Annotated in this window: 27 protein-coding genes and 3 pseudogenes; 17 read left to right on the forward strand and 13 right to left on the reverse strand. The window is 68.6% G+C overall.

Annotated elements, in window-relative coordinates; translation table 11 throughout:
• Window positions 1-43: 43 nt before the first annotated feature.
• Window positions 44-256, reverse strand: coding sequence for a hypothetical protein (locus ACIQM3_RS07455; protein ID WP_401620140.1), 213 nt, complete (start codon window positions 254-256; stop codon window positions 44-46).
• Between the two features lie 107 nt (window positions 257-363).
• Here ACIQM3_RS07455 and ACIQM3_RS07460 point away from each other — a divergent pair.
• Window positions 364-828, forward strand: a pseudogene (locus ACIQM3_RS07460) (aldo/keto reductase); the annotation flags it as partial.
• Window positions 829-1,046: 218 nt separating this feature from the next.
• On the opposite strand, the gene ACIQM3_RS07465 reads toward ACIQM3_RS07460, so the two are convergent.
• Window positions 1,047-1,304, reverse strand: coding sequence for an ATP-binding cassette domain-containing protein (locus tag ACIQM3_RS07465; protein WP_401620143.1), 258 nt, complete (start codon window positions 1,302-1,304; stop codon window positions 1,047-1,049).
• Between ACIQM3_RS07465 and ACIQM3_RS07470 the strand changes: the two genes are divergently transcribed.
• The 4 genes from ACIQM3_RS07470 (at window position 1,224) to ACIQM3_RS07485 (ending at window position 5,021) form a co-directional block, all read left to right on the forward strand.
• Window positions 1,224-1,772, forward strand: a complete 549-nt coding sequence (locus ACIQM3_RS07470) for an aminotransferase class III-fold pyridoxal phosphate-dependent enzyme (protein ID WP_401620146.1) — start codon at window positions 1,224-1,226, stop codon at window positions 1,770-1,772. The two genes, ACIQM3_RS07465 and ACIQM3_RS07470, sit on opposite strands and share 81 nt — an antisense overlap.
• 499 nt (window positions 1,773-2,271) lie before the next feature.
• A complete protein-coding gene (locus ACIQM3_RS07475) occupies window positions 2,272-2,928 on the forward strand; it encodes a LysE family translocator (protein ID WP_401620148.1) in 657 nt (218 codons plus the stop codon).
• Between the two features lie 169 nt (window positions 2,929-3,097).
• Window positions 3,098-4,405 carry an MFS transporter gene (locus ACIQM3_RS07480; RefSeq protein WP_401620151.1) on the forward strand — a complete coding sequence of 436 codons (1,308 nt, stop codon included), beginning with the start codon at window positions 3,098-3,100 and terminating at the stop codon, window positions 4,403-4,405.
• Between the two features lie 241 nt (window positions 4,406-4,646).
• Complete coding sequence (locus tag ACIQM3_RS07485; RefSeq protein WP_401620153.1) at window positions 4,647-5,021, forward strand: hypothetical protein; 375 nt, start codon at window positions 4,647-4,649, stop codon at window positions 5,019-5,021.
• A 233-nt stretch (window positions 5,022-5,254) separates the two neighbouring features.
• Here ACIQM3_RS07485 and ACIQM3_RS07490 read toward each other — a convergent pair whose 3' ends face one another.
• From ACIQM3_RS07490 to ACIQM3_RS07500, 3 genes are all read right to left on the reverse strand, one after another.
• The gene (locus tag ACIQM3_RS07490; protein WP_401620155.1) at window positions 5,255-5,506 is read right to left on the reverse strand and encodes a helix-turn-helix domain-containing protein; all 252 of its coding nucleotides are present in this window, start codon (window positions 5,504-5,506) and stop codon (window positions 5,255-5,257) included.
• Entirely contained in the window at window positions 5,506-6,006 is a 501-nt protein-coding gene (locus ACIQM3_RS07495) for a DUF2975 domain-containing protein (RefSeq protein ID WP_401620157.1), read from the reverse strand. The genes ACIQM3_RS07490 and ACIQM3_RS07495 overlap by 1 nt, the downstream gene beginning before the upstream one ends.
• Before the next feature lie 94 nt (window positions 6,007-6,100).
• Window positions 6,101-7,141, reverse strand: a complete 1,041-nt coding sequence (locus ACIQM3_RS07500; protein ID WP_401620160.1) for an NAD(P)-dependent alcohol dehydrogenase — start codon at window positions 7,139-7,141, stop codon at window positions 6,101-6,103.
• 94 nt (window positions 7,142-7,235) lie between these two features.
• Between ACIQM3_RS07500 and ACIQM3_RS07505 the strand changes: the two genes are divergently transcribed.
• A complete protein-coding gene (locus tag ACIQM3_RS07505) occupies window positions 7,236-7,844 on the forward strand; it encodes a TetR family transcriptional regulator (protein WP_401620163.1) in 609 nt (202 codons plus the stop codon).
• 81 nt (window positions 7,845-7,925) lie between these two features.
• Here ACIQM3_RS07505 and ACIQM3_RS07510 read toward each other — a convergent pair.
• The 3 genes and pseudogenes from ACIQM3_RS07510 to ACIQM3_RS07520 all read right to left on the reverse strand — a co-directional run.
• A pseudogene (locus ACIQM3_RS07510) lies at window positions 7,926-8,057 on the reverse strand (IS5/IS1182 family transposase); the annotation flags it as partial.
• 137 nt (window positions 8,058-8,194) lie between these two features.
• A complete protein-coding gene (locus ACIQM3_RS07515; protein ID WP_401620166.1) occupies window positions 8,195-9,040 on the reverse strand; it encodes an ABC transporter permease in 846 nt (281 codons plus the stop codon).
• On the reverse strand, window positions 9,037-9,945 hold the full coding sequence (locus tag ACIQM3_RS07520) for an ABC transporter ATP-binding protein (protein ID WP_401620169.1): 909 nt from the start codon (window positions 9,943-9,945) through the stop codon (window positions 9,037-9,039). Before ACIQM3_RS07520 ends, ACIQM3_RS07515 begins: the two co-directional genes overlap by 4 nt.
• A gap of 133 nt (window positions 9,946-10,078) precedes the next feature.
• Here ACIQM3_RS07520 and ACIQM3_RS07525 point away from each other — a divergent pair, with 133 nt between their 5' ends.
• From ACIQM3_RS07525 to ACIQM3_RS07535, 3 genes and pseudogenes are all read left to right on the forward strand, one after another.
• Window positions 10,079-11,326 carry a sensor histidine kinase gene (locus ACIQM3_RS07525; protein WP_401620172.1) on the forward strand — a complete coding sequence of 416 codons (1,248 nt, stop codon included), beginning with the start codon at window positions 10,079-10,081 and terminating at the stop codon, window positions 11,324-11,326.
• On the forward strand, window positions 11,323-11,982 hold the full coding sequence (locus ACIQM3_RS07530; RefSeq protein WP_401620174.1) for a response regulator: 660 nt from the start codon (window positions 11,323-11,325) through the stop codon (window positions 11,980-11,982). Before ACIQM3_RS07525 ends, ACIQM3_RS07530 begins: the two co-directional genes overlap by 4 nt.
• A 264-nt stretch (window positions 11,983-12,246) precedes the next feature.
• Window positions 12,247-12,522 (forward strand): annotated as a pseudogene (locus ACIQM3_RS07535) (LamG-like jellyroll fold domain-containing protein); the annotation flags it as partial.
• A gap of 79 nt (window positions 12,523-12,601) precedes the next feature.
• Here the strand turns inward: ACIQM3_RS07535 and ACIQM3_RS07540 are convergent.
• Window positions 12,602-12,754 carry a hypothetical protein gene (locus ACIQM3_RS07540; RefSeq protein WP_401620177.1) on the reverse strand — a complete coding sequence of 51 codons (153 nt, stop codon included), beginning with the start codon at window positions 12,752-12,754 and terminating at the stop codon, window positions 12,602-12,604.
• Window positions 12,755-13,008: 254 nt separating this feature from the next.
• Here ACIQM3_RS07540 and ACIQM3_RS07545 point away from each other — a divergent pair, with 254 nt between their 5' ends.
• The 3 genes from ACIQM3_RS07545 (at window position 13,009) to ACIQM3_RS07555 (ending at window position 16,285) form a co-directional block, all read left to right on the forward strand.
• On the forward strand, window positions 13,009-13,935 hold the full coding sequence (locus ACIQM3_RS07545) for a DUF3048 domain-containing protein (RefSeq protein ID WP_401620179.1): 927 nt from the start codon (window positions 13,009-13,011) through the stop codon (window positions 13,933-13,935).
• Window positions 13,936-15,029: 1,094 nt separating this feature from the next.
• On the forward strand, window positions 15,030-15,413 hold the full coding sequence (locus ACIQM3_RS07550) for a VOC family protein (RefSeq protein ID WP_401620182.1): 384 nt from the start codon (window positions 15,030-15,032) through the stop codon (window positions 15,411-15,413).
• Window positions 15,410-16,285 carry a sigma-70 family RNA polymerase sigma factor gene (locus tag ACIQM3_RS07555; RefSeq protein WP_401620185.1) on the forward strand — a complete coding sequence of 292 codons (876 nt, stop codon included), beginning with the start codon at window positions 15,410-15,412 and terminating at the stop codon, window positions 16,283-16,285. Before ACIQM3_RS07550 ends, ACIQM3_RS07555 begins: the two co-directional genes overlap by 4 nt.
• A gap of 178 nt (window positions 16,286-16,463) precedes the next feature.
• Here the strand turns inward: ACIQM3_RS07555 and ACIQM3_RS07560 are convergent, their stop codons facing one another.
• Window positions 16,464-18,017, reverse strand: a complete 1,554-nt coding sequence (locus tag ACIQM3_RS07560) for an alpha/beta hydrolase (RefSeq protein ID WP_401620187.1) — start codon at window positions 18,015-18,017, stop codon at window positions 16,464-16,466.
• Between the two features lie 524 nt (window positions 18,018-18,541).
• On the opposite strand from ACIQM3_RS07560, the gene ACIQM3_RS07565 reads away from it, so the two are divergent.
• Window positions 18,542-18,994, forward strand: coding sequence for a cupin domain-containing protein (locus tag ACIQM3_RS07565; protein ID WP_401620190.1), 453 nt, complete (start codon window positions 18,542-18,544; stop codon window positions 18,992-18,994).
• Here ACIQM3_RS07565 and ACIQM3_RS07570 read toward each other — a convergent pair.
• Both ACIQM3_RS07570 and ACIQM3_RS07575 read right to left on the reverse strand, forming a co-directional pair.
• Window positions 18,954-20,072 (reverse strand): fatty acid desaturase family protein, encoded by a 1,119-nt coding sequence (locus ACIQM3_RS07570; RefSeq protein WP_401620193.1) that lies wholly within the window; start codon window positions 20,070-20,072, stop codon window positions 18,954-18,956. The genes ACIQM3_RS07565 and ACIQM3_RS07570 overlap by 41 nt on opposite strands.
• Window positions 20,073-20,079: 7 nt before the next feature.
• The gene (locus tag ACIQM3_RS07575; RefSeq protein WP_401620196.1) at window positions 20,080-21,135 is read right to left on the reverse strand and encodes a ferredoxin reductase; all 1,056 of its coding nucleotides are present in this window, start codon (window positions 21,133-21,135) and stop codon (window positions 20,080-20,082) included.
• Between the two features lie 86 nt (window positions 21,136-21,221).
• Between ACIQM3_RS07575 and ACIQM3_RS07580 the strand changes: the two genes are divergently transcribed.
• The 4 genes from ACIQM3_RS07580 (at window position 21,222) to ACIQM3_RS07595 (ending at window position 24,246) form a co-directional block, all read left to right on the forward strand.
• Window positions 21,222-22,361, forward strand: coding sequence for a PucR family transcriptional regulator (locus tag ACIQM3_RS07580; protein WP_401620199.1), 1,140 nt, complete (start codon window positions 21,222-21,224; stop codon window positions 22,359-22,361).
• Window positions 22,362-22,667: 306 nt separating this feature from the next.
• The gene (locus ACIQM3_RS07585) at window positions 22,668-23,006 is read left to right on the forward strand and encodes a thioredoxin family protein (RefSeq protein ID WP_401620202.1); all 339 of its coding nucleotides are present in this window, start codon (window positions 22,668-22,670) and stop codon (window positions 23,004-23,006) included.
• A 455-nt stretch (window positions 23,007-23,461) separates the two neighbouring features.
• A complete protein-coding gene (locus tag ACIQM3_RS07590) occupies window positions 23,462-23,863 on the forward strand; it encodes a GPP34 family phosphoprotein (RefSeq protein ID WP_401620205.1) in 402 nt (133 codons plus the stop codon).
• 68 nt (window positions 23,864-23,931) lie between these two features.
• Window positions 23,932-24,246: a hypothetical protein gene (locus ACIQM3_RS07595; RefSeq protein WP_401620208.1), complete on the forward strand. Its 315-nt coding sequence runs from the start codon at window positions 23,932-23,934 to the stop codon at window positions 24,244-24,246.
• Window positions 24,247-24,378: 132 nt separating this feature from the next.
• Here ACIQM3_RS07595 and ACIQM3_RS07600 read toward each other — a convergent pair whose 3' ends face one another.
• Window positions 24,379-24,705 (reverse strand): hypothetical protein, encoded by a 327-nt coding sequence (locus tag ACIQM3_RS07600; RefSeq protein ID WP_401620211.1) that lies wholly within the window; start codon window positions 24,703-24,705, stop codon window positions 24,379-24,381.
• Window positions 24,706-24,854 lie beyond the last annotated feature (149 nt).

The raw sequence follows: 24,854 nt of genomic DNA on the forward strand, positions 1-24,854 counted from the left end.
GAGGTGCTCCGGTGGCGGTCCTTCGCCTCGTTCGAGGTGCGGCTCAAACGTGGAGGTCGTCGTAGTCCAAGGCGCCGCCCAGTTCGCGGGAGGCGTCGGCTTGGGCAAGGAGCTCCTGCGCCCTATTCTCGGCGAACTCGATGGCGTCCGCGCCAGCGACGAAGCGCTGCAGAGGCTTGTCCTGCCCGACGATGGTGACCAGTGCGCGGGCGAGTTCGACGGGGTCGCCAGCCTGCCGGCCGTTCATGCTCTTCATGCCCTCGATCCTCGAGCGGATCGCGGGGCGTAGTCGTCGAAGGACAGCTCGGGTCAGATCCTCCTGGCCTACACAGCCGAGCCCGGCCTCACCCTCGCAGGATGCACCTACAGACCGAGTACTCGCTGTGCACTCGCGACGTCGAGGACGAGATCCTCCCGCTGCTGCGCGAGCTCGGCATCGGCTTCGTGCCCTACTCGCCGCTCGGACACGGCCTGCTGACCGGACAGATCCGCACGGTGGACGACTTCGCCGATGACGACTGACTTAAGACCGATCCGCGCGCTTCATCGGCGAGAACTTCCAGCGCAACCTGGCAGTCGTCGACGAGGTGCAGGCGATCGGCGGCGAGAACGGCGCGACGCCGGCACAGACTGCGCTGGCTGGGCTGCTCACGCGCGGCAACGGCATCGCCCCCATCCCCGGCACCCGACGGGTCGCACGCGTCGAGGAGAACACCGCGGCCGACGGCCTCGAGCTCACCCCGGCCCAGCCGGAGCGCCTGAACAACCTCACGCCGGCCGCGGGCGAGCGCCTACGACGAAGCGAACATGGCCTCCATCGACCGCTGACCCGACGCGGGGACAGGTGCGGGAGAGCCCCGCACCAACTTCGACGGTCGGCCGCTGAGGCAAGACGGCGACAAGCCGACCACTGACGCCGGCGAACGCATCGCGTACGACCGGGACGCCTCCATGGACAGGATCGCCCTGGCCTGGGCTCTCAGGAACCCGGTGGGCAACGCCCCCCATCGTCGGCGCGCCGAAGGAACCCGCAACCGCCGTCGCGTTCACAGCGCCCTCGCCGACGACGAGACGAAGCCCTGGAAGAGCACTACGTGCCCCGGAAGCCGACCTACCGCCGCGCAGTGCAGGAGGGTGGTCTTGCCCGAACCGGAGGGGCCCATCACCGCGGTGAAGGTGCCCTGTTCGAGGCCGATGCTCACATCGTCGAGCGCGGTGACCCGATGCTTCGGCGCGCCGTAGAGCCTGCTCACCGAATCGAGGCGGACGACCGGCTCCGCGTGCTGCTTCCGTGTCTCTTTCATGGTGTTCATGTTGGTCGCCGAGGTACGGGCGCCGACAGGCTCGACAGGTTGAACTCCGTGTCCACCAGTCGGTGGACACAGCACCGGTCACCGGTGGGACTGCGGCCGGCAGGTGGCGGCTCAGGATGGGGCGGTCACGCGGTGGGGCGGGACGCGCCCGTGTCCCGCCCGGGCGTATCAGGGCTCGTCCAGTCCCTCGATGCCGCCTCCGTCGACCAACCGCTTGCCGCCGTCGTGGTGGAGACCGTGCAGGGCGAGGGCGGGGTCAACCAGTCGCGTCCGGCCTGGCTGACTGCGTTCGCCTCCTGGACCCGCGCCCATGGCACCCTGCTGGTGGTCGACGACATCCAGATGGGCGGCGGGCGCACCGGCCCGCCCTTCTCCCTCGAAACGTCCGGTATCACCCCGACATCGTCTGCCTGCCCAAGGCAATCAGCGGGTACGGGATGCCCATGGCCCTCACTTTGATGCGCCCCGAGTTCGACGTGTGGCAGCCCGGCGAGCACAACGGCACCTTTCGGGGCTGCAACCCGGCGTTCGTCACCGTCACCCGGGTGTTGGAGGTCTTCCGGTCCGGCCGTGTACTCCGGTCCAGGACCGCCGCACCGCGCGAACGGGTGTGCCGCTCCCTCTCCGGAACGGCCGACCGCTCCGAGCTCCCCGGTCCGCGGGGCGTGGCCTGGCCTGGGGGCTGCCCCTCGAACGCCCGGGCTCGGCCCGTGAAGTGTGCGACGCCGCCTACCGGGCGGGTCTGCTGCTGGAGACGGCGGGCCCCAGGGACGAAGTGGTGAAGCTCCTACCCGCCGCTCACGGTGACGGACGGGCAGTTGGAGCGGGGCCTGGCGATACTCGACGACGCCGTCGCAACTGTGATCGGCGCGCTCGAGCCCTCGCGGCCTGACCGAGACCTGTCCGAAGCAGCGCACGACCCCGGTTCGAATACCTGGGGTGGATGAACGGAGAGCGAATGTCGGTTGACCTCATGGGCTTCCTCGGGGTGGTGTTTGTGGCGTACGTCGTCCCCGGTCCGGACTTCCTGGTGGTGTTCCGGTCGGCGATCGAGCATCCGTCCAAGGGGCGGGCGGCGGGACTGGGCGCCCAGGCAGGACTGTGCGTGCACATGCTCGCCGCTGCCATCGGGCTGGCGGTGGTCGCCGCCGGCTCCCCGGTGATCTACGACGCCATCAAGCTCCTGGGCGCCTTCTACCTGGTCTATCTCGGGGTTCGGGCAGTGCTCGCAGCCCGGCGAGCCGCCCGGGAGCGTGCCACCGCACGGGGGGCGAAGGACGACGACCCGCCGCCTGCAGAGCCGCGGTCCGCCGACGCGCGCTGGTGTTCCGGCTTCGCCCAGGGGTTTCTCACCAATGTGCTCAATCCCAAGGCAGCACTGTTCTTCCTCAGCATCCTGCCGCAGTTCGTCAACGACGGCGGATCGATGACGCGGCAGATTTTCTTCCTCGGTCTCCTGGACGTCCTGATCGGGATCGTCTACTGGTTCGCTGTAGTAGCCGTCGCTACCCGGCTGCGTGCTCTACTGGCTCGCCCGAAGATCCAGCACCGCTGGGAGCTGACTACCGGTTGGCTGTTCATCGCCATCGGCATGGGCGTCGCGGCCGCCGCCTGACTCCCGGCTCAAACGAAGGCCGCTGCCGGCTAGGAGATGGAGGGCGAACGCGGCGCCACCTGCACGGCGTTGGGACAGGCGGCCCGTCGACTCAAGAAAAATGCTTCGTCCTCGTGTCGTCCACGACTTGTCGGGTTAGCGAAACGCTGCGTCGGGGGAATAGCGGATCATGACGAGTACCGATCATGTCGCGAACGGTCCCAACAAGCCCCCAGGAACGCCACCAGTCTCGTCGGCCCGTCAGCTGGCCGCCGCCTCCGTCGGCAACGCGGTTGAATGGTACGACTGGTACGCCTACTCGTTCCTCGCCGTCTACATCGCTGACCAGGTCTTTCCAAAGAGCGCGAGCAACTCCCTGGTCCCCCTGCTTGCCACCTTCGCCGTATTCGCCGTCGGGTTCTTCATGCGGCCCATCGGCGGCCTGATCATGGGAGCCGTAGCCGACCGCCATGGCCGGCGCGCTGCTCTCACCGCGACTATTCTGCTGATGGGCGCCGGCAGCCTTCTCGTCGCCCTGACCCCCACCTACCACGACGTCGGCGTCCTTGCTCCCATCGTTCTCGTCATCGCACGGCTGGTCCAGGGACTGTCGGTGGGCGGCGAGTTCGCCGCCTCGACGACCTTTCTCGTCGAATCGGCCGGTCCTGGCAGGCGCGGACTCTTCTCCAGCTTCCAGTACATTTCCACCACCATCGGCCAGCTCATCGCATCCGGCGTCGCGGCTCTTCTCGTGCTTCTCCTCGCCAACGACCGGATGAACGACTGGGGCTGGCGCGTTCCTTTCCTGCTCGGCGCGCTCTTCAGCCTCGTCGGCCTCTGGATCCGCCGAGGAGCCCAGGAGACCCGCCCCGCAGAAGAACGAGACGGTGCCCGCCCCGGTCTCTTCGAGGCCCTGCGACGCCACCCCCGCGAGTCTCTCCTGATCTGTGGCATCACCGCGGGTGGCACCATCGCCTACTACACGTGGACGACTTACCTGCCCACCTTCGCCCAGGTGAACGCGAACTTCGACAAGGGGGACGCGCTTGTCGTCAGCACCATCTCCCTCGCCTTCTTCGCGCTGCTCCAGCCCCTGGGGGGCATACTGTCCGACCGGATCGGCCGCAAGCCGCTCCTGCTCTTCTTCGCGATCGGCTTCGCTGCGCTCGTCGTTCCCCTGCTCGACTCAGTCACCGACACGTTTGTCTCCCTGCTTCTGGTGCAGTGCGCGGGCATGGTCCTGCTCACCGGCTACACCTCTGTGGCAGCGGCCGTGAACGCCGAGATCTTTCCCGCGCGCGTACGGGCCGCGGGGATCGGCTTTCCCTATTCGCTGACTGTGGCCCTGTTCGGCGGCACGGCTCCCTATGTCGGCACCTGGTTCAAGGAAGCCGGTAACGCCGGAGGGTTTCCCTGGTACGTGGCAGGACTGTGCCTCGTATCCGCCTGCTTCTACCTGGTCCTGCCCGAGACCGCGAAGGAACCGCTGAAGGGCTGACAGGGCACTATTCGTAGGACTTCGCCGACATGCGGCGGCTCGGCTCTGCCCGCCGAGCCTGCTCCACCTCACCCAGCGGTTCTCCTCCGCTGAAGAGGAGGAGAACCGGCAGACGCCGCACGCACCGCCGATGGTGCGGTCGACGGAGGTGGTCAGCGTGGCCCGGCTGGTGCTGGCGCACCACCCTAGATGATCTATTCCAAGGGGTCAGTGATCGTAGGGTTGGCCCGGTGGCGTCGTTGTGGCGGATCGCGGCGGTCAGCGCGAGGATGCGTTGCATGACGCGGGCTGTCACACCTCCGTGTGTGCGCCCCCGGTGCCGTTCGAGGTCAAGCTGCCCCTTGAAGTTCTCGTTGATCGATTCGATGACCTGTCGCAGAGGCTTGAACAGTGCTGCGCCAGGCCGTTCCCGTTCACCTTTACGGGCAGGCCGCAGCAACTGCAGTCCAAGCTGGGACAGTTCGTGTTCGAAGCCACGACCGAAGTAGTTCTTGTCGCCGATGAGAGTCTGTCGGGGGCGTTCTCGCAGAAGTTCGCATTCGGCAGCCAGGAGGTCAAGGAGGGTCTCGCGTTCGCCGGCCTTGGGGCCAGCGCGAAGGCGATGGGCAGGCCCTGAAGGGTGCAGACCAGGTGCAGGCGCAGGCCAGGATCCGGTTGACGCTTCGCAGAAGACCGGCGGCCTTGCGCAGCCGCTTGTTGTAGCCGGGCTGCTGGGCAGGTAGGGGGAAGAGGTGGCGCAGGTGGGCACGGGCATGGCGGAGCCGTTTGGCCTCGGAGGTGAAGCTGAGGGCAATGGCCGGAGCGAACCATTGTCGGCGCAGCGTCTCAGCCGCCCCCCTGGTCCGGCTGTCAGGTCACGACCGGAGCGTCCGGAGTGGGCTGTCCGTCCGGCTCGTCGGACGCCTCCCAGCGCAGCAGGTCCCCCGGCTGGCAGTCGAGTACTTCACAGAGCGCGGCGAGCGTCGAGAAGCGCACTGCCTTGGCGCGCCCGTTCTTGAGAACCGCCAGGTTGGCCGGGGTGATCCCGACACGTTCGGCGAGCTCACCCACGGACATCTTTCGCCTGGCCAGCATCACGTCGATGTCGACAGCAATCGGCATCAGATCACCTCGTTCAACTCGGCTTGCATCTGCGCCGCTTCGACGTCGCGTGCGACAGCCTGGGCAAGCAGCGTGCGCAGCACGAGGACCACGAGTGCGACTCCAAGCACGGCCAGGCCGGCACCGCCGATCAGGAGGACGACGCCTGGCGCGACGGCTTCACCCGGAGCCAGGACGGCACCGAGCGCCCACAGCAGGAGCGCAGCTGCCGTGAAGGCGCCGGTCACGATGTCCACCTGCCGAAAGGCGGACGGGGAGAACACCGTCCCGTGGCGAACCTTCGTCACGAGCTGCCACACGCAGGCGAGGACGACCTCGGCGCACAGAATGCCCAGCACGACGATGAGCAGGATCGGAATACGAGGCAGGTCCGCAACATCCTTGTCCAGTCCGTCCAGGTCGCGGGCGAGCAGCGGCACCAGTACCGCCTGCACGAACACGGAACCGGTGAGCAACACCACGATCACGGCACGTAGTGCGAGCACGGTCAACTTCCCCATCACATCTCCTTCTATCGAGATTCGATAGTAACCCATCGCCCATCGATAGGTAGGGAGGTATGGACCGCACGCCGCGGCCGGGCCCAACGTCTACTCAGTCCAGGTCGGACATGTCGAGCACGAAGCGGTAGCGGACGTCGTTTCGCCGGAGGCGGTCGAGTGCCATGTCCACCTGTGACGACGGGAGTACCTCGATGTCGGCGGCGATGCCGTTGTCAGCGCAGAATTGCAGCATCTCGGCTGTCGCCAGGCGGCCTCCGCTGCCCGCGGAACTGAGCTTCTTTCGGCCGATGAGCAGGTCCGCGGCCTCGACAGTGACGGGACCCAGATACCCGAGGAGGCTGAGGGTGCCGTCCATCGCCACCAGCTTCAGATACGGGGCGAGGTCGTGAGGGGCTGAGATGGTGTCGATGACGACGTCGAAGGTGTCGCGCGCCGTGGCCATCTGCTGAGTGTCGGTGGACACGATGAGGTCGTCAGCACCGAGCTTGCGGGCGTCGTCGCGCTTGTCCTGGGTGCGACTGATGACGGTCGCGGTGGCGCCGAGTGCCAGGGCCATCTTGACCGCGAGGTGGCCCAGGCCGCCGAGGCCGGCCACGGCGACGCGGCTGCCGGGACCCACGCCGAGGGAGCGCAGGGGTTCCCAGACGGTGACTCCGGCGCACATCAGCGGGGCGGCTGCGGCCGGGTCGAGGCCGGAGGGGAGCGGGTAGGCGAAGGCGTCGCGCACGACGTACTCGCGGGAGTAGCCGCCCAGGGTGGTCGACCCGTCCTGCCGGTCGGCGCCGCCGTAGGTCAGAGTCGGGAAGGAGCGGCAGAAATTCTCCTGCCCTGCTTCGCACATACCGCACACGCCGCAGGAGTCGACGATGTTGCCCACCGCGACGCGGTCGCCGACCGAGAAGGTGGTCACCTTGGGGCCGATCGCGGCCACCACGCCGGTGAATTCGTGACCGGGCACGAGGGGCACTTTCGCGTGCTGGTCGTGAGCGCGCAGGGCGTGCAGGTCGGTGTGGCACACGCCGCAGTAGTCGACCTGCACCGCGATGTCATCCGGGCGCAGGTCACGGCGCTCCAGCGACGTGCGCCGCAGCGCCGTCGGACCGGCCGCCTGCCATCCGGTGGTCGTTCGCATGCCTGACTCCTTAAACAGACTGTTCTGTCTGTTGCAGCGTAAGTGCAACCGCATGCCAAGGCAAACCAACTGTTCTGTTTGGTAGAGTGCGGGCATGCCGGAACAGCCCCAGACCTCGCGAGGCGCCGCGACCTACCAGCGCATCCTGGACGCCGCCACCGAAGAGTTCGCCCAGCACGGCATTGCCGGGGCGCGCATCGAACGCATCGTGACGGCAGCGCGCACCAACAAAGCACAGCTCTACGCCTACTTCGGCGATAAGGAACGACTCTTCGACGCGATCTTCCTCAGCTCGCTGGAGCGCATCACCAACGTCGTGCCCATCGACGCCGACGATCTCGCGGACTGGGCTGTACGTCTTTACGACGAATACCTGCGCCGCCCCGACCTCATCCGACTGGCGACCTGGACACGACTGGAGCGCCGGCCTGCCGGGCACCTCGTCGAGACCCACCAGCACTACGACGACCGCAAGCTCAGGGCCATCACCGAGGCCCAGGACGCCGGGCGGGTTCGTGCAGGTGACCCGTTCGACATCATGGCCATGGTCATCGCCATGTCCATGGCCTGGTCACCGGTCAGCAACGTATACGCGGCCAGCAGCCAAGAACCCGATGACGTACATGACCAGCGCCGCGCCCTGCTCCGCGACTGCGTCCGAAGCGCCACCGCGGCTGGCAGAGGCGGCGCATCCCCCTCGTGACTGCCACCGACACCCTTGGTCGAACTGGGGGCCGTCACCGTAGTGTCCGGGTGTCAGGACGAGGGCGAGGGGCCGGCGTCACCCGTCGGCGGCAAGGTGGATCTTGGTGGTGAATCCGCCGCGGGAACGTCCCAGACACTCGCCGACCCGACCACTTCCTCCAGCCGGACCGCCCGTTTCCTCAACACCGGATCGGCCTGGTCTTCCCCCAGCGATCCCCTTCTGTCTGGTGGCCCGCGGTCCCTGCGTGACCCCGATGTCGTCGATGAGGAACAACGGTTGTCAACCCGTCATCCTAAGCTGCCGCCTTCGCCGGGCGTCCGTAGTCGGGCGTTGGCCGACCGGCCCTCTCACTGGTCGCGCCGGTGTGCGCTGCTGACGGCGAGCACGGCTGCGGTGAGCGCCCATGCCGCGTAGACGGTCCAGGCTCCGCCGGTCGTCCACGGAAAGTCGGTCTGCGGGGAGCCGACCTCCACGAGCCGCAACCACGCCTGGTAGAGCGTGGCGTGCCCGGCGACCGCCGACCAGTGGCGGCCGTCAGTGAAGACGAGGGGCAGCACGAGGATGACCGCCACCGAGGCGATCATGGTGGCCGAGGTGTGCCTGATGACGGAGCCGATGGCCATGCCGACGACCGCGCACACCGGCGCAAGGAGGGCGGATGCCACTACGACACGCAGGGCACCCGGGTAGCTGGTCGAGACGCCTGCGTCCCGGCCGTCGAGGATCGCCTGCGTCAGGCCGAACGAGGCCCCCGCGACGATCGAGCCGAAGACGGTCGTGACCGCCGTGACGACCACCGTTTTGGCGGCCATCACCGAACGACGGGCGGGAACGGCCGCGAACGTCGTACGAATGGTGCCCGTGCTGTACTCGCCGATGATCGCGACGGCACCGATGGCGCCGAGGGCGAGCATCATGACCATGGCAGCGTTCGCCGTGAACGCCTCCTGCAGCGGAATCCCGGCCCGGACGTAGTCAGCCCGGTCCGCCGCGCTCCGCGCCGGCCAGTAGTTGTAGGTGTCATAGGCGGTCCCCGCGTTGAACGCGATGACGGCCAGGGCCGTGGCCCCGTACGCGATCCAGGTCGAGCGCAGCGACCGAAGCTTGATCCACTCGGCGGCCACCAGGTCGTGAAAGCGGGCGCGGGGTTCGTCGGCGCCAAGTCCGCCGACGGGAGCGTATGTCGTGGTCACTGGGGGTCTCCTGCGAGGTATTGCACGCTGTCGGCGGTGAGCTCCATGAACGCCTCTTCCAGGGAGGCGGACCGGGTGCTGAGGTGATGCAGCGGAATGCGGTGCTCCATGGCGATCTCACCGATCCGGACCGCGGTCATACCAGTCACAGCAAGCAGGTCGCCCGCCGTGTCCACGGCCGCGCCCTCGGCCGTCAGCAGATCTCTCAGGACGTCAGCGGCGGGCGTACCCACCGTGACTCGCTGCCGGGTGCCACGCGCGGAGAACTCCGTGAGGCTCTCCGCCGCGATCAGCTCGCCGCGGCCGATGACGATCAGCTGGTCGGCGGTGTGCTCCATCTCGGACATGAGATGGCTGGAGACGAACACCGTGCGGCCCTCGGCGGCGAGCCGCCTGAACAGGTCACGCACCCACTTCACGCCTTCCGGGTCGAGGCCGTTGAGCGGCTCGTCGAAGAGCAGTACCGGTGGTTCGCCGAGCAGGGCGGCAGCGATGCCGAGCCGTTGCTTCATGCCGAGCGAGAATCCGCCGATGCGGCGTCGGGCGACCTCGGCGAGGCCGACCTCGCGCAGAACCTCCTCCACCCGGCGCTGAGGGATGCGGTTGCTGCGGGCCAGGGCGGACAGCTGCGCCACCGCGCTGCGCCCGCCGTGCACATCGTGCGCGTCGAGAAGGGAGCCGACATGACGCAGGCCGCGGGGCCGGTCGCGGAAAGGGCGGCCGTCGACGGTGACGGTGCCGCTGGTGGGCTCGTGGAGGCCGAGGATCATCCGCAGCGTGGTGCTCTTGCCGGCGCCGTTCGGACCGAGAAACCCGGTCACCTGGCCGGGCCGCACGGTGAAGGTCATATCTTTGACGGCCGTCGTGCCGCCGTATCGCTTCGTGAGCTCGTTGACTTCGATCACGGGGACAACGCTGCCGGTGGGCGACCCCGCCCGTCATCGGACCACCGATGACAATCGGAGAGAACGGGTGTCAACCCTGGTTGTACGGCCAGGGTCGGATGTGCCGTCAGATGCAGGTGCCTACGATCAGTGCATGTACGCCTCACCGCCGCTGCCCTTGCCGCTGCTCAAACGCATACCGCCGGGCCTGTGGACGGCACTGGCGTGGTATGCGGCAGCAGTGCAACCCATCGTCGAGTACGTAGCGATGCCGCAAACGCCGACGTACTCGCTCAACTACCCCCGGGACGGGCTCGACTCGCTCGGAGCCCAGGCGCTGCTCGCCGTCTCCTTCGCGCTGATCCTGGCCGGCAGCGCGGTGCTGCGCCGCAGGACCTCTGCGGCATACGGTCTGGTGATCGTCGGTACGGTCATCTCGACGGCGGCCTGGCGTCAGGATGAGATCCCGCCCACGCAATTCCTGGCCGTGGATGTCGCCCTCTGCTACATCGCAGCCACCCGGCCCCGTCGGAGCTCGCTCACCGCGGCCGCCGCAGCGCTCGGCACACTCGCCGGCTACCTCGTCCTGCGGTTGTTCACGGGCGACGATTCCAGCGTCGCGCAGGAGCCGTTCGTGGCCCTGACCGTGGTCATCGCCTGGCTCATCGGCAATTCGTCGCATCAGGCCCGTGCCCACACCGCGGAGTTGCACTCCCGGGCCGCCGCCGAGGCCGTCACCGCCGAACGGCTGCGCATTGCCCGCGAGATGCACGACACCGTCGCCCACAGCATCGGCATCATCGCCTTGCAGGCCGGCGCTGCGGCCCGGGTCATCGAAACCCAGCCGGCCAAAGCCCGCGAGGCGATGCTCACCGTGGAGATGGCCGGCCGCGAGACGCTGTCCGGGCTGCGAAGGATGCTCGGCGCGCTGCGCCAGGCCGATCAGGATGAGGAGGGCCAAGGCCACGCGACGGCGCCCCTGCGACCGGCCGTCGGCCTGGCGAACGTGGAACAGCTGGCCGCGACGACCACGGCCGCCGGAGTCCGCGTGGAGGTGCGGTGGCAGGGCAGGCGCCGCCCTCTGCCGGCCGACATCGACCTCGCGGCGTTCCGGATCGTCCAGGAGTCGGTGACCAATGCCGTGCGGCACTCGGGTGCCGATTCCTGCCAGGTGCGCCTCGATTACCGCGCGGACGAACTCGCCGTCGAGGTCTCGGACCGAGGGAAAGGGGGCGGCACCAGCACGGACACCGGGTACGGTCTGATCGGCATGCGCGAGCGGGCCGCCCTGTTGCACGGTGATTTCACTGCCGGGCCACGTCCGGGGGGCGGCTTCCTGGTAGCGGCCAGACTCCCGGTACCGGCAGGGACCGCGGCAGAAGCGAAGGCAGGAACCAGATGACCATTCGTGTCGTGCTCACCGACGACCAGCCCCTGGTCCGCGCCGCCTTGCAGATGGTCATCACCGACACCGCGGACATCGAGGTGGTGGGCGAGGCAGGAGACGGCGCGGAAGCGGTACGGCTGACAGAGGAACTCGCCCCCGACGTCGTGGTGATGGACCTCCGGATGCCTGGCATGGACGGCATCGAGGCCACCCGGCTGATCACGACGGGCACCGGCTCCACACGCGTCGTCGTCCTGACGACCTTCGACGACGACGACTACGTCTACGGGGCGCTGCACGCAGGTGCCTCCGGATTCCTCGTCAAGGACATGGCCCTGGACGACATCCTCGCCGCAGTCCGGATCGTTGCAGCCGGGGACGCTCTGATCGCACCGGCTGTCACACGCCGGCTGATCAAAGAGTTCACCGCCCGACCCGCAGCGTCACCGCCGCGGCGGGTGGAGCTCGGCGGCATCACCGACCGGGAACGCGAGGTGCTGACCCTCGTCGGCAGGGGTCTGTCCAATACGGAGATCGCAGGCGAGCTTTCCATCAGCGTCGCCACCGCCAAGACCTACCTGACCCGCTTGCTCGCCAAGCTCAATGCCCGCGACCGGGTACAGCTGGTGATCCTGGCGTATGAGGCGGGCCTGGTGGCAACATCCCGGTAAGTGGACAGACGGGGAGCGCCGGCGTCACGCTCGACGGCGACGGCCACGGCAACGGCGACTACCTCGTCAGCGACATCCCGCCGCTCTACACCGGCCAGAGCTGGGCCGTCTCCACGAAGGTCCGGCTGCACGGCGCTCTCGACCATGACATGGCCGTCCTGTCGCAGACCGGCTGGCAGGCGGACGCCTTCACCCTTCCGGTTCCACGCGGCGGACCAGACCTGACGCGCCGTCCTCGCCCACGCCGACTCTGCGGACGCGGACACCACACAGCTCAGCGCACCGGCACCGGGCGGGGCGCAGAACCTGCTGCTCCAGTACGACGAGAAGGCCGGTCAGGTGCAGCTGTACGTCGACGGAGTGCTCGCCGACAGCGCACCCTACGCGGAGGCCGACGCCTGGCAAGCCGATCGCTTCCTCCAGGCGGGACGGGACTCCGCCGCCGACGGCGTGGGTTCCCACTTCCTCGACGGTGACATCGACGAGGTGCGCACATGGGAGGGGGCCCTCTCCGAGAAGGAGATCAGGGCGGTGCCGTAGACGATTTCGTAACGCAACTCCTCTGACGAGAAGGAAGCGAAGGCGCCCCACTCTCCGGAGTGGGGCGCCTTCCCCACGTTCACACCATGCAGCCGACATCCCATGAGCGCCGCGCGGCCGTAGCAACCACCAGCGGCGTCGCGGCCGCCGGGTGACGGTGTTCCAGGGCGCCCATAAGCAGGCCGGCGACGAGGACCGGGAGCAGCAGGACGAGCAGGGCGAGCGTGGACACGGCGGCTCTCCGTCGGAGCGCTCCGGGTGAGCGCTGGGCCACGGTCCGCGCGCTGGGCCGTTCGGTCGCGTTCTCGCGAATTTTCCGTTCCAGGCCGCGTGGAGGGGCCTGTGGCGGAATCGGGCAGCCCGGAGTGGTCCGACACCGCGCCTGAGGCGCTCCGGCCGGCCTTCTGCGTGATGATTGACGAGAGAGTCATCGCCGCAGCAGACATGATCCGATACCGCAGAGTCGGCTCGAAAGGGGCGGCAGCCATGCCTACCTCCAGAACGAAGAGATCGGCCGCCGCCGCACTCGCCGCGCTCACGCTCGTCATCACCGCGGCCTGCGGCAGCTCGGGCGGAGAGAAGACAACATCCGCGCCACGCGCCGAGGTTCTCGCCGTGAAGATCGACAACGTAGCCGCGGCCCGGCCGCCGACCGGACTCGAGAAGGCCGACATCGTCTACGTGGAGCAGGTAGAGGCAGGCCTCAGTCGCATACTCGCCGCCTACTCCTCCGACCTGCCGCCCGTCCTCGGCCCCGTACGCAGCGCCCGCGAAACGGACCTGGAGCTGCTCCGGCAGTTCGACGATCCCACGCTCGCGTACTCGGGCGCGCAGTCCGCCCTCCGGCCGTTGATCGAAGCGGCCCCCCTCGACGCGCTGCCACCGTCGAAGGCACCGGACGCCTATTTCCGCAGCGGGGACCGCGCCGCACCGCACAATCTGTATGTGCGCCCGGGGAAGATCCCGCACGCCTCCACGGGGGTGAACGCGGCCGAGGACATCGGGCTCCGCTTCGCCGCGCCGCCTCCGGGCGGCACCCCCGTCAACGAGCGCACCGTGGCGTACCCGTCGGCACGGTTCACCTTCACCTGGGCCGCGGACCGGGACCAGTGGCTGGTGAGCATGGACGAAACCCCGGCCCGTACGGCCTCCGGGAACCGGCTCGGAGCAGCAACGGTAATCCTGCAGGAGGTGAACGTGCAGCCTTCCCGCTTCCGGGACCGAGGGGGCAACACATCGCCGTTCAGCGCGACCGTGGGGTCCGGCTCTGCGGACGTCCTACGTGACGGCAAGTCATACGACGTGGCATGGGAGCGGAACACCGCCGAGTCAGCGACCCGCTTCACCACCAAGGACGGCAAGCAGATGACGTTCGCGACCGGCCAGGTCTGGATCGTGCTTGTACCGAGTTGACGCGGGGCGGCAGCGAAGCTGAGCTGCCGGTGGTGGTCGAGGACCTTCCTGGATCAGTCTCCGTTGGGCTCCGGTGCCGTGGGTGGTTGATCCATCAACGGTGCGGTGCGGTGTGGGCGCGGCGATACCGGGCCGGAACCACGCGGGGCCAGGCCGAATCCGTCAGAGCCGGTTCGTAGAGGTCCTGCACGCTGAGCGAGCACCCGTGTCGGCGTACGGGTCAATCTGCACAGGCGGGTACGCGCGAACGTGCACCAGTGCAGGTGGCTGGGCCTGGGCGGAGGGCGCCGGGTGGGTTGATCGTTCGGGCGGGCCGCTGGAACAACTCGGCGACCACGACGCAGCGGCCCACGCCTACCGCGAGGCGGCCCGGCGCACCAGCAGCACACCGGAGCGACGCCACCTCGCCTCCCCCGCGGCCCGCCTCGCCTCTGGACAGGCCCGCCCGCCAGAGCCAAAACGCGACGGGCTCGGGTACCACCACTGTGCACGTTCGGCTGTATCCGCCTGCGCTCTTCGAGGTGTACGCCGACAACCGCGAGCCCACATCCTGTGCACCGGCCGAGAGGGTGAGGCTGCTGGCATTCCGAGTGTCGCGGGCCGCCGGCCCGGCGGCTTTGCGGGAAACACGAGCACGGCAGGTCAGCGGGGCAGCCGCGCAAGGGTCCGCTTCTCTGGCCTGCCACCGGTTCCGGGGCCGCCTGGAGGTCCCGCACACAGCTGCGGCACATTGCCGCACCAGCTGAGGGCGCGTGGACATCGACCGCATTAAAGGCGATATGTAGATATGGGACTGGGGCGAACTCGGCCGAGCCTTGCAGACGGAGCGGATCCCCTGTGCAGCCACGCTTGGTGGCGCTCTTTGGATCTCCTCAAGGGGCACTCTTGTTGGGACCAAGCCTGCTCAGTTGATCTCCTCATCCTTGGGTGATCGTCCTTGGCGTGCCGGGCTGCACGCGTGTTGCCGAGCCCCACCACAGCCGCCGGTGTCCGCCGCAGCGGACCGTCCTGTTACCTTCGCCCGTCGGCGTGCGTCATGAGTGTGACGACCGGATACGAATGGTCGTCACACCTACGAGTGGATCGAGAACCGGATGCTGACCAACATCATGTACGTGACGGTCTACGTCACCGATCAGGACCGCGCACTGAAGTTCTACACAGAGCAACTCGGTCTGGAAAAGCGCCTCGACTTCCCGGGGCCCGACGGACGCTTCCTCACCGTCGGCGTGCCCGGCAGCCCAGTGCAGATCATCCTGTGGTCGCATGCGCCGGCCGCGGGACAGCCGGGCAGCTCGGACGCGCCCGGTCCACTGATTCTCGAATCCGAGGACTTGCGAGAGGATTTCGAGGCCATGCGCCGACGCGGCGTCGTCTTCGAAGAGTCCGAACCCGTGGACTACCCGTTCGGGGTCCGCGTCGAGGCGGTGGACCCGGACGGCAACCGGGTCTCGCTCCGTCAGCAGCGAAAGCCGTGACCGCCCACCCGTCCGGCCTCGTGGCCGAAGCGTTCGAAGCCCAGCGCGACCGGCTGCACGCTGTCGCGTACCGCGTGCTGGGCTCGCACGCCGATGCCGAGGACGCGGTCCAAGAGGCCTGGATGCGTCTCGCCCGCCAGGACGCGTCGACTATCGGCAATCTGGCCGGCTGGCTGACCACCGTGGTCGGCCGAATCAGCTTCGACCTCCTGAGATCCCGCCGGGTCCACCCCGAATCCGCCTACGGGCAGGAGTCCGCGGACCTCGTGGTGACGCCCGCCGACGGCCTCACGCCCGACGAACAGGTACTGATGGCCGATTCGGTCGGCCTCGCCCTGCTCGTCGTGCTCGACTCGCTCACCCCGAGCGAACGCCTGGCGTTCGTCCTGCATGACATGTTCGCGGTCCCGTTCCAAGAAATCGGCCAGATCCTGGGCAAATCCACCGCCGCCACCAAGATGGTCGCCAGCCGTGCCCGCCGCAAGGTCCAAGCAACGGACCGCCCGGCGGGCACCGGTCGCGAGCACCGAGAGGTCGTCCAGGCATTCGGCGACGCCGCCCTCAGCGGCGACTTCGAAGCGCTCCTGCGTGTTCTCGACCCGAACGTGAAGCTGACCGTGGACACCTCCGATGGTGCGGTCGTCACCCTCGGCGCCACCAGGGTCGCCGCCGGCGCCCGCATGTTCTCCGGCGAGGTTGCCCGCCAACGACCCGTGCTGGTCAACGGCGTCCCCGGCCACATGTCCTGGAGCCCCGACGGAAGCCCTCTCTCCATCATCGCCTTCAGCGTCACCGAAGGCCGGATCACCGGCATCCACATCGTCGTCGACCCGGCCAAACTCGCCTCGGTCCATCTGCCCACCCCGGACTGAGCCGGTGTCGTCGAGGGCTGCCCGTGTAGGTGCAAGTCATCCCGAGCCGACCCGAGACGACCAGCAGGCGGATCGGGTGCGGGCTCGGTCCTCGTCGAGGCCAGCCCACCCTCTTCGAGGTCACGGGTGCCACCCGAAGGCGGTCTCGGGCCGGGCGGTGTGGTGGTCCGTACGGGCCTCAGGACATGCTGCCCCGGCACACCGTCCCCAGCGCCGGGGTGCGGCCCGTGCGGAGGTATTCGTTGACCGTCTCCGTGACACAGCGGTTCTGCGGGTAGGTGCCGTGGCCCTCCTCCTCGGCCGTCAGGAGCACGCCGACACCGTCGCCCAGGGCGCGGGCCATGTGGCGGGCGCCGAGGTATGGGGTGTTCGGGTCGCCGGTGCCGCCGACCACGAGAACGGGGGCGGCGCCGTCGGCGTTCACCTGGGGCGTGGTGCGCTCGCCGTCGAACGGCCAGTCGTAACAGAGGTAGACGCTGGTGGACCATGTCGCACCGAAGACGGGTGAGGCGGCTTTGATGCGGGCCTCGTCCCTGTCGAGGCGTTCGAAGCCGGGTCGCAGGCTGGAGTCCGCGCAGGTGATTGCGGTTTGGGCGGCGCGGCTGTTGTCGCGCGGGGTCTCCGTACGGTCGGCGGAGCCGATGTCGTCCGCGCCTTTGCTCAGCGGACGGCCGTCGTTGTGGTCGATCAGCGCGGTGAGGGCCTTGGCGAGCGGTGACCAGCCGTCTGTACCGAGGTCGAGATGGCCGCTGACTGCGTACGCGAGGTCGTCGGCGTCGAGGTTCCTTCCGCCGCCGGCCTGGGCGGGCTTCTTCTTCAGGCGGTCGGCCAGACCTGCCATGCGTCGCGTGGCCTCCTCGGGCCCGTCGCCGGTCGGGCAGTGGCGGATACGGGCTGCGCAGTGCGCAGCGAACCGGTCGAACGCCGCCTGGACCGCCTTGACCTGCGACACCTGCTTTTCGTCGCGGTCCTCGGTCGGATCGACGGGCGCTTCGAGGACGAGCCGTCCGACGTGTGACGGGTACAGGTGGGCGTAGACCGCGCCGAGCGCCGTTCCGTACGAGACGCCGAAGTAGTGCAGCCGCTCGTCGCCGAGGAGGTAGCGCATCAGGTCGAGGTCGTGCGCGGTGTGCGAGGTGCCGATGTACGGCAGGAGCGCCCCGGAGTGCTCGGCGCAGGCGTCGGCCCCGTCATAGCCGGTGTCGTCCGCGGTCTTCCCGCAGCGCACGGGGATGGTCGCGCCGACGCCGCGCGGGTCGAAGGAGACCAGGTCGTAGCGGTCGAGGAGCGGCGCGTACTGGTTGAGAAATTCGGGCAGTCCGCTGACGCCGGAGATGCCGGGGCCGCCGAAGTTGAGGACGAGCGAGCCGATGCGCCGGGCGTTCGGGCCGGTGGCCTTGTGGCGGATCAAGGCGACCTCGATCGTCCTGCCGTCTGGTTTCCGGTAGTCGATGGGGGCCTTCAAGACAGCGCAGTCGTAGCCCGTGCGCGCGGAGGGCGGCGAGGTGCAGCGTGACCACTGGAGGTGCTGGCCGGTGGTGAGCGCGGTGGGCAGACCGGCGGGTGGGTTGTTCGCGGTGAACTCCGTACGCGGCTCCGCGCTCCGGCCGGGAGCGTCGTGCTGGAGCCGGCCACCGACAGCCCCGATCGCGGCGAGGACGACCCCCACGATGATCCACACACCGGCCGAAAGACCCGTTCTGCGGCTTCGAATCAGATGTGCGTCACTCATCGAAATCCCCGCGCTCCCGCCCCTGGATGCCCGCCCCGTGCCCGCATTCCGTACCTGTGATCATCCGATCGTCGGATGAGTGCAGGGTACAAGGCGCCTCCGACAGCTCGGCTCGCGAGAGTGCCCAGAAATCTGGACCGCCCCGTGCTCACGCGACTCCTCTTTCGGGCCAGCCCGGCGCGTGATGGACTGCCCGCCGGCCGACACCTGGGCATACCCGATTGGGGGCCATCCCCAGCGACGTGGGAACCATGGAAGTCCTCAAAAAGGCGGCACGGGCCTCATAACCTCTTTCCAGGCAGTGCACGCAGACAGGTTGCTTGCTTCGACTCGCTCTGGGAGAAGGGCCGGCACCGTGTACTTCGGGGCTTCTGCCACCTCGGCGTCGAGCCCGCCAGGGTCTTGGTGTTGCGGCCGGCGGTTGCCCGGCGGCGCAGGGCGGTGAAGCGGTCCTGGACCAGCGCCCCGCGCAGCGTCTGCAACAGCAGCACGCGGGCCGCGCGCTCACTGTCGACCCGACCTCCGTGCTGTCCGCCACCGCGCTGCATCGGCACACACTCAAGCAGTGCACCGTGGGCCGGACCGGGCACTACCAAGGCGTCCAAGGCGGCGTGTTCGGGGCGGGCGTGAGTGCGCAGTCCGCCGGGGCCGAGCGGTTGTGTCTGCACCGGCTGGTGATGTCTGCGGGCACCCGCGGCCGCCCTCACCTTCACGAGGCACACGAGTCAGCCATCTTCATCCAGTCCGGCCAGGTCGAGGTCTGGCACGGGCCCGAGCTGACCGAGCACGTGGTCCTGCACCCGGGCGACTACATCCACATCCCCGCCGACACCCCGCACCTGCCGGTGAACGGCGGTGCCGAGGAGATGGTGTGCCTGGTCGCGCGGACCGATCCCGACGAACAGGAAGGATTCCGGCTTGAACCAATACCGGGAATCAGGCCGCGACGAGCTCCTGCTCGCGGTCCGGCGTCTTGACCTTGGGCTTCTTGTTCGGCAGCGAGAGTCGGAAGACCTTGTGCCAAGCGGAGACCACCTGCTTGGGCAGCGGCCCGCTGACGTACTCCAGTTCGTACTTTTCGAACAGCGCGCGCACCTTCACCGCGACCTCTGCGTACCGGTTGCTCGGCAGGTCCGGGAACAGGTGGTGCTCGATCTGGTGCGACAGGTTGCCGGTCATGAAGTGCATGGCCCTGCTGCCGCTGATGTTCGCGGAGCCCATCATCTGGCGCAGGTACCACTGGCCGCGCGTCTCGCCCTTGATCGACCGGCGCTCGAAGACCTGCACGCCCTCGGGGAAGTGCCCACACATGATCACCGAGTGGGACCAGATGTTGCGGACCAGGTTCGCGGTGAACGTGGCGGCGAGCGTGGTGAGGAACGACGGGCCCGACAGCAGCGGGTGGATCACGTAGTCCTTGAGCACCTGCTTGCGGATCTTGCGGCCCACGGCCTTGGCCTGTGCACGGAACTCCGGGTTCTTGCGGCGGCGCTTTTGCAGGTTCTTGCCGAGCTCCAGGTCGTACGCTGCGATGCCGTACTCGAAGAAGCAGGCGTTGATGAAGTTCCACAGCGGCTGGCCGAGGTGGAACGGGTGCCACTTCTGGTCTTCGTCGACGCGCATGATGCCGTAGCCGAGGTCGTTGTCCTTGCCGATCACGTTGGTGTACGTGTGGTGCAACTCGTTGTGCGAGTGCTTCCACTGCTCGGACGGCGAGACGTGATCCCACTCCCAGGTGGTGGAGTGGATCTTCGGGTCTCGCATCCAGTCCCACTGGCCGTGCAGGACGTTGTGGCCGATCTCCATGTTGTCCATGATCTTCGCCACGGACAGACCGGCGGTGCCGACCAGCCACGCGGGCGGGAAGATCGAGAACAGCAGCACGCCCCTGCTGACCAGCTCGAGCTTGCGCTGCGCCGAGATGACCTTACGGATGTAGGCGGCGTCTTTCTCTCCGCGGCTGGCGATCACCTCGTCGCGGATCGCGTCCAGCTCGCGGCCAAGCTCTTCGATCTGCTCCGCTGTCAGGTGGGCGGTGGGGTCGATGGCGGTCAAGGTGCTCCTACCGTTCGATGTCGCAGGGGCCCGCCGCGGCGGACACGCATGTCTGGATGAGGACGCCCGGCTCGGCCTCGGTGATCTCGCCGGTGCGCAGGTCGCGGACGGCGCCCGCCTTGAGCGGCGTAACGCAGCCGAAGCAAATGCCCATGCGGCACCCGGAGGGCATGAGCACGCCGGCTTCCTCGCCGATGTCCAGCAACGGCGTGGCGCCGTCCGCGTCGACGGCCTTGCCGGTGGCGCTGAACGTGACCTCGCCGCCGTCGCCGGCGACGACGATGCTGGGGCGAAAGCGTTCGGTGTGCAGGCGCTCTTGTACGCCGCGCTGGGCCCAGTGCTCTTCGGCGGCGTCGAGCAGGCCCGCAGGCCCGCAGGCCCAGGTCTCTCGCTCGGCCCAGTCGGGCACGAGTTCGTCGAGACGGGCGATGTCGAGCATGCCGTCTGTGTCGGTGTGCACCTCGGTGAGCCGCAGCTTCTTCTCCGCGACCAGGTCGTGCAGTTCGTTGCGGAAGATCACGTCCTGCGGCTGTGGCGCGCAGTGGACCATGACGACGTCATCGAACTCGATGTCGCGCAGCATGCACATCACGGGCGTGATGCCGCTGCCGGCCGTCAGGTAGAGCGCCTTCGCGGGCCTGGCCTGCGGCAGCACGAAGTCACCGGTCGGCTGGTCGAGCTGGATCAGCTTGCCCGGTTTCGCCCTGCGAACCAGGTGGTTGCTGACCTTGCCGTCCGGGATCGCCTTCACGGTGATCGTGAAGCGGCCGTCCTGGCGGTTTGTCGGCGAGGTGATGGAGTAGGCACGCCACAGGCGCACCCCGTCGACGTCGACCCCGATCCGCACGTACTGACCGGCTGCGTGGCCGCGCCAGCTCCGTCCCGGCTTGATCACGATAGTCGCGGCGTCACTTGTCTCGGGGTGCACGGCCTCGATGCGCCCACGCAGGTCAGCGCTGGCACGTAGCGGGCTGACCAGGTCGAGGTAGTCCGACGGCAGCAGCGGCGTCGTGACCATCTCCAGCAGTTTCCACGCCCTGCTGCGGAGGGCTGCACTCGTCATGACTCCAGCTTGCTGCGCCTCAAGGCGTAAAGTCCTGACCGCAGGATGTAAATCTGGTCGGCTGAATTGTTCGCAGGGAACAAAACGTGAGTCATGCAATCCGGAGGGCCAGCGAACTGGCCCTCAATGAGACGACGGTCACCGCACTTCGGGCCGCGCTGAAGACCACCGCCGACGAGGTCGTCCAGGCGATCATCGACGAGGTCCCTCCCTACGCCAATGCCCTTTCGGGCCGCATGGGCGGCACCATCCGCCGAGCCGTCCGCACCGCCCTGGGGCACTACCTGGACCTCGCGAGTGGGAACGCCACAGGCGGCGACGCCGGTGACGCAGCCTACGAGCTGGGCCGCGGCGAAGTGCGCGCCGGCCGTTCGATGGACGCCCTACTCAGCGCCTACCGCGTCGGCGCCCGCGTGGCCTGGCGATGCCTGGCAGCGGGTGCCGTACCCGCAGGTCTGCCCGCCGCCGAGGTCGCCAAGTTCGCCGAGCTGACCTTCGCCTACATCGACGAGCTCTCCGCCGCGAGCGCCGCGGGCCACGCCGACGAACTTGCCGCCCGGGGCAGGGCCCACGAGCGCCACCTGGAACACCTGGCCCGCGACCTCCTCGCCGGCGCGAGCCCGGACGTGCTGCTGGCCTCTGTTCAACGGGCCGGGTGGCAGGCTCCGGTTACGCTGACCGCGGTCCTGCTGCCCGCCGACCGGGCCCGGCCTGCCTACCGCGCGCTCGACCCGAGCACCCTCGTTCTCGACGATCTGCCGGACGCCACCGGTGTGCTGCTCGTCCCCGATGCCGACCGATCACATCTCTTGCGGCAGCTGACCGACCGCACCGCCGTGGTCGGCCCGGCCCGGCCATGGACTCGTGCGTCCGCCTCGTACGCACGAGCCGTACGCGCGCGCTCTCTCTCCTCTGATATTCGCGACACCGAGGACCACCTGCCTGAGCTGGTGCTGAGCGCCGACGTGGAGGCGTTCGCGGACCTGCGCGCCCGAGCCCTCGCACCGTTGCGGACCTTGCCTGTCGCGACCGCGCGGCGGCTGGAGGAGACGTTGCGGGCATGGCTGTTGCACCAGGGCAGGCGGGAAGAAGTGGCGGCTGCGTTGTTCGTCCATCCCCAGACAGTCCGGTACCGGATGTCGCAGCTGCGGGCGCTGTTTCCGGATCTCGCATCGCCACACCGGGTCCTTGAACTGACGCTGGCGGTCGGTCTTCGGGTCGGCTGACGAGTACTGCCTCGTTTCCGTTGCCATCAAATGGCTCGAAACCAGCTTTCATGACGTCATGGAGGCGCTGTGCCGGCACGAACTGGCCTACGGGAGCGCGGCGGGTTGCAGCTGGGTGCCCGGCGGGGCGGCCAGGCCGAGTCACCAGGGGCGGGGCCCGGGCCGCTCGCGCCGGGGACCACTGTGGTTCTGCGACGACCCCGTGCCTCCCTTCGAAAGGTCAACCGGACAACCGGCCGGGCCGGCCTGACACACCGCGCGAGGGATGATGGGGATGTAACAACGGACGTGAGGACAGGAGCTTCCATGACGACACGGGTTCACCGACCCCGTGAGGACGCGGAGTTCGATTTCATCCTCGGGATGAGCAGAGTTCCGGTCCTCGCATACTTCACCGGGACATGGCCCAAGGCCATCGAGCCCTGCCGGGTGATGGACCTCGTCGTGGGTGGCATCGCCGACGACTACACGGGCCGCCTGACGGCCGTCCGCGCCGACATCAAGCGCTGTCCGGCCGCGACCGAGCGATACGGGATCACCGGAGCCCCGTCCTGCGTCCTGCTGAAGGAGGGAGAGGCGGTGGCGCATGGCAGGGGGCCTATGACCACCGCCGAGGTACGGAAGTTCCTGGACGGCCACCTCTGAGTGTCCGCTGCGGCACATGGCCGCGACGCCCGTCTCGTCTCGTCTCGTCGATGGGAGCTGCGCCGCCTGAGGCACCTTAGGGCTGAGGCATCCTCGCAGCTCTCATAGCACCATCGAGGACCAGGCCGTGCGGCAGCTGCCCGGCCGCGGCGACCAGATCAGGGAAGTGAGTGTGGGGCCGCCTACTCGGGCGGGGTGAACAGCAGCGCGGTAACCGTCGAACTTGGCCTCGAATGCGCAACGATCGCCGCCGGTGGCCCGACCATCCCGTCCCCCCGGCTGCAGGCTCCAGGGGCAGTTCCACCATGTCCGCATGCCGTGAAGGCCGCACAGGGCTGATGAAGGGCCTGTGCGGCCGGGCTCGGCCTTCCGGGGGGACGCTTCAGATACGGGCGGCCGCTGAGAATCCTGCGGATCTCTCCCTTCCGCGGACCACCGTGCCTACCCTGGCAGGCATGGCCACGGCGGATGAACTGCTCCTGCTCGCGATAGTCCCGGGCAGGCACCGCATACGAATACGAAGCGAAAGCCGGCTTCGGTACGCGCTGCGGGCCTCGGAGTTGGCGGATCTGTGTCTGGCCGGACGGATCGTCGTCGGGCGACGGCTGATCGAGGTACTGGACACCCAGCCCATCGAGGACCGCCGCCTGAGCAATGTCCTGCAAGGTCTCGGCGCAGCTGCTCCCCCGCTCGGCCCCAGGGACTGGCTGCGCCGGACACCGCGCTCCCTAACCGTCGAGTACCTCTCCCGGCTGGAGGACCAGAAGGCGGTCCGTGTCCGTCGGTGGCGCGATGCCAGCGGCCGTACCCGCAACGACATTCTCTCCGTAACCTGCCGCGCCGCCAGGCGCTACTGACCCGCCTCGACAGCGTGGTCCCTGTTGACTCCGCAAGGCCCACCACTGACCGAGACCTCACCCTCGCCTTGCTCGCCCAGGCAGCGGGCCTCGCTCCTGCCGCCTACCCTGGACTGCGCGGCATCGCCGACCGCCGCCGTATGGCCGCCCTCGCCGCAACGCCAACCGCAGGAGGGGCCCCGGTCGCCGACGAGGAAATCGCTGCGGCACTGACCACCGGCGTCGACACCCTCACCCGCCAACTCCTAGGCGAGCTCAGTAACCTCTACTCCGACTTCACCACCGGCGGCCACGGTCTCGCCCACGACCTTGACTCCAGCAGTTGGTCCGAGGGCGGCACAGGCGGCGCCGGCCACCACGGCGAGGGGCACACCAGCTGGTGACTCCTACGGCAGGGAATCGCACGGCTCCGGACCGAGTCCGGAGCCCGCTCGGAGCGCGAGCGTACCCGCAAGTCAGCCGGTCGCACCGAGCCGCCGGCGAGCCGACCGGACCAGCTCGCGCAGCCGCCTGATCTACAGGAACACGAAACTCCCCTTAAAAGTCGGCAGCAGGTGATCGTCGTTTCCGGCTTGTGGCGCAGTGCCGTTCATTGGGACCATCTCCGCATGTTCGAGTTGCTCCCCGGAGTCGGTCTCCGGCTCGCTGGCTGTGCCGGTACCCTCCGCCTCGGCATGGACGAGCGCACCGCCCAGTGGGCCGTCGCCACCGTCGCGGACGTTCGCGACGGTTGGGTCTGTGGCGCCCGCTGGGCCTTCAGCACGCAGTACCGGGGGGGCCTTACGCTCTGTGGGCAGCACGACGGCGGGCAGAAGCCCCATGTTGTGCTGATCGCCACCCACCACCACCTTCTCCCGTGCCCTGCGAGCCGCCCGAACCAATGCCCCAGGGCCACGGTCGCAAGATGTGTACGGCCGTCAGCAGCGCGCTCGCACCCAACAGCGTTGGCACCCCGACCACCAGCGTGAGAGGGAGCAGGGCGACGCCCGTC

Origin of the sequence: Streptomyces sp. NPDC091271, from assembly GCF_044757505.1 — a bacterium.
Classification (GTDB): Bacteria; Actinomycetota; Actinomycetes; order Streptomycetales; family Streptomycetaceae; genus Streptomyces.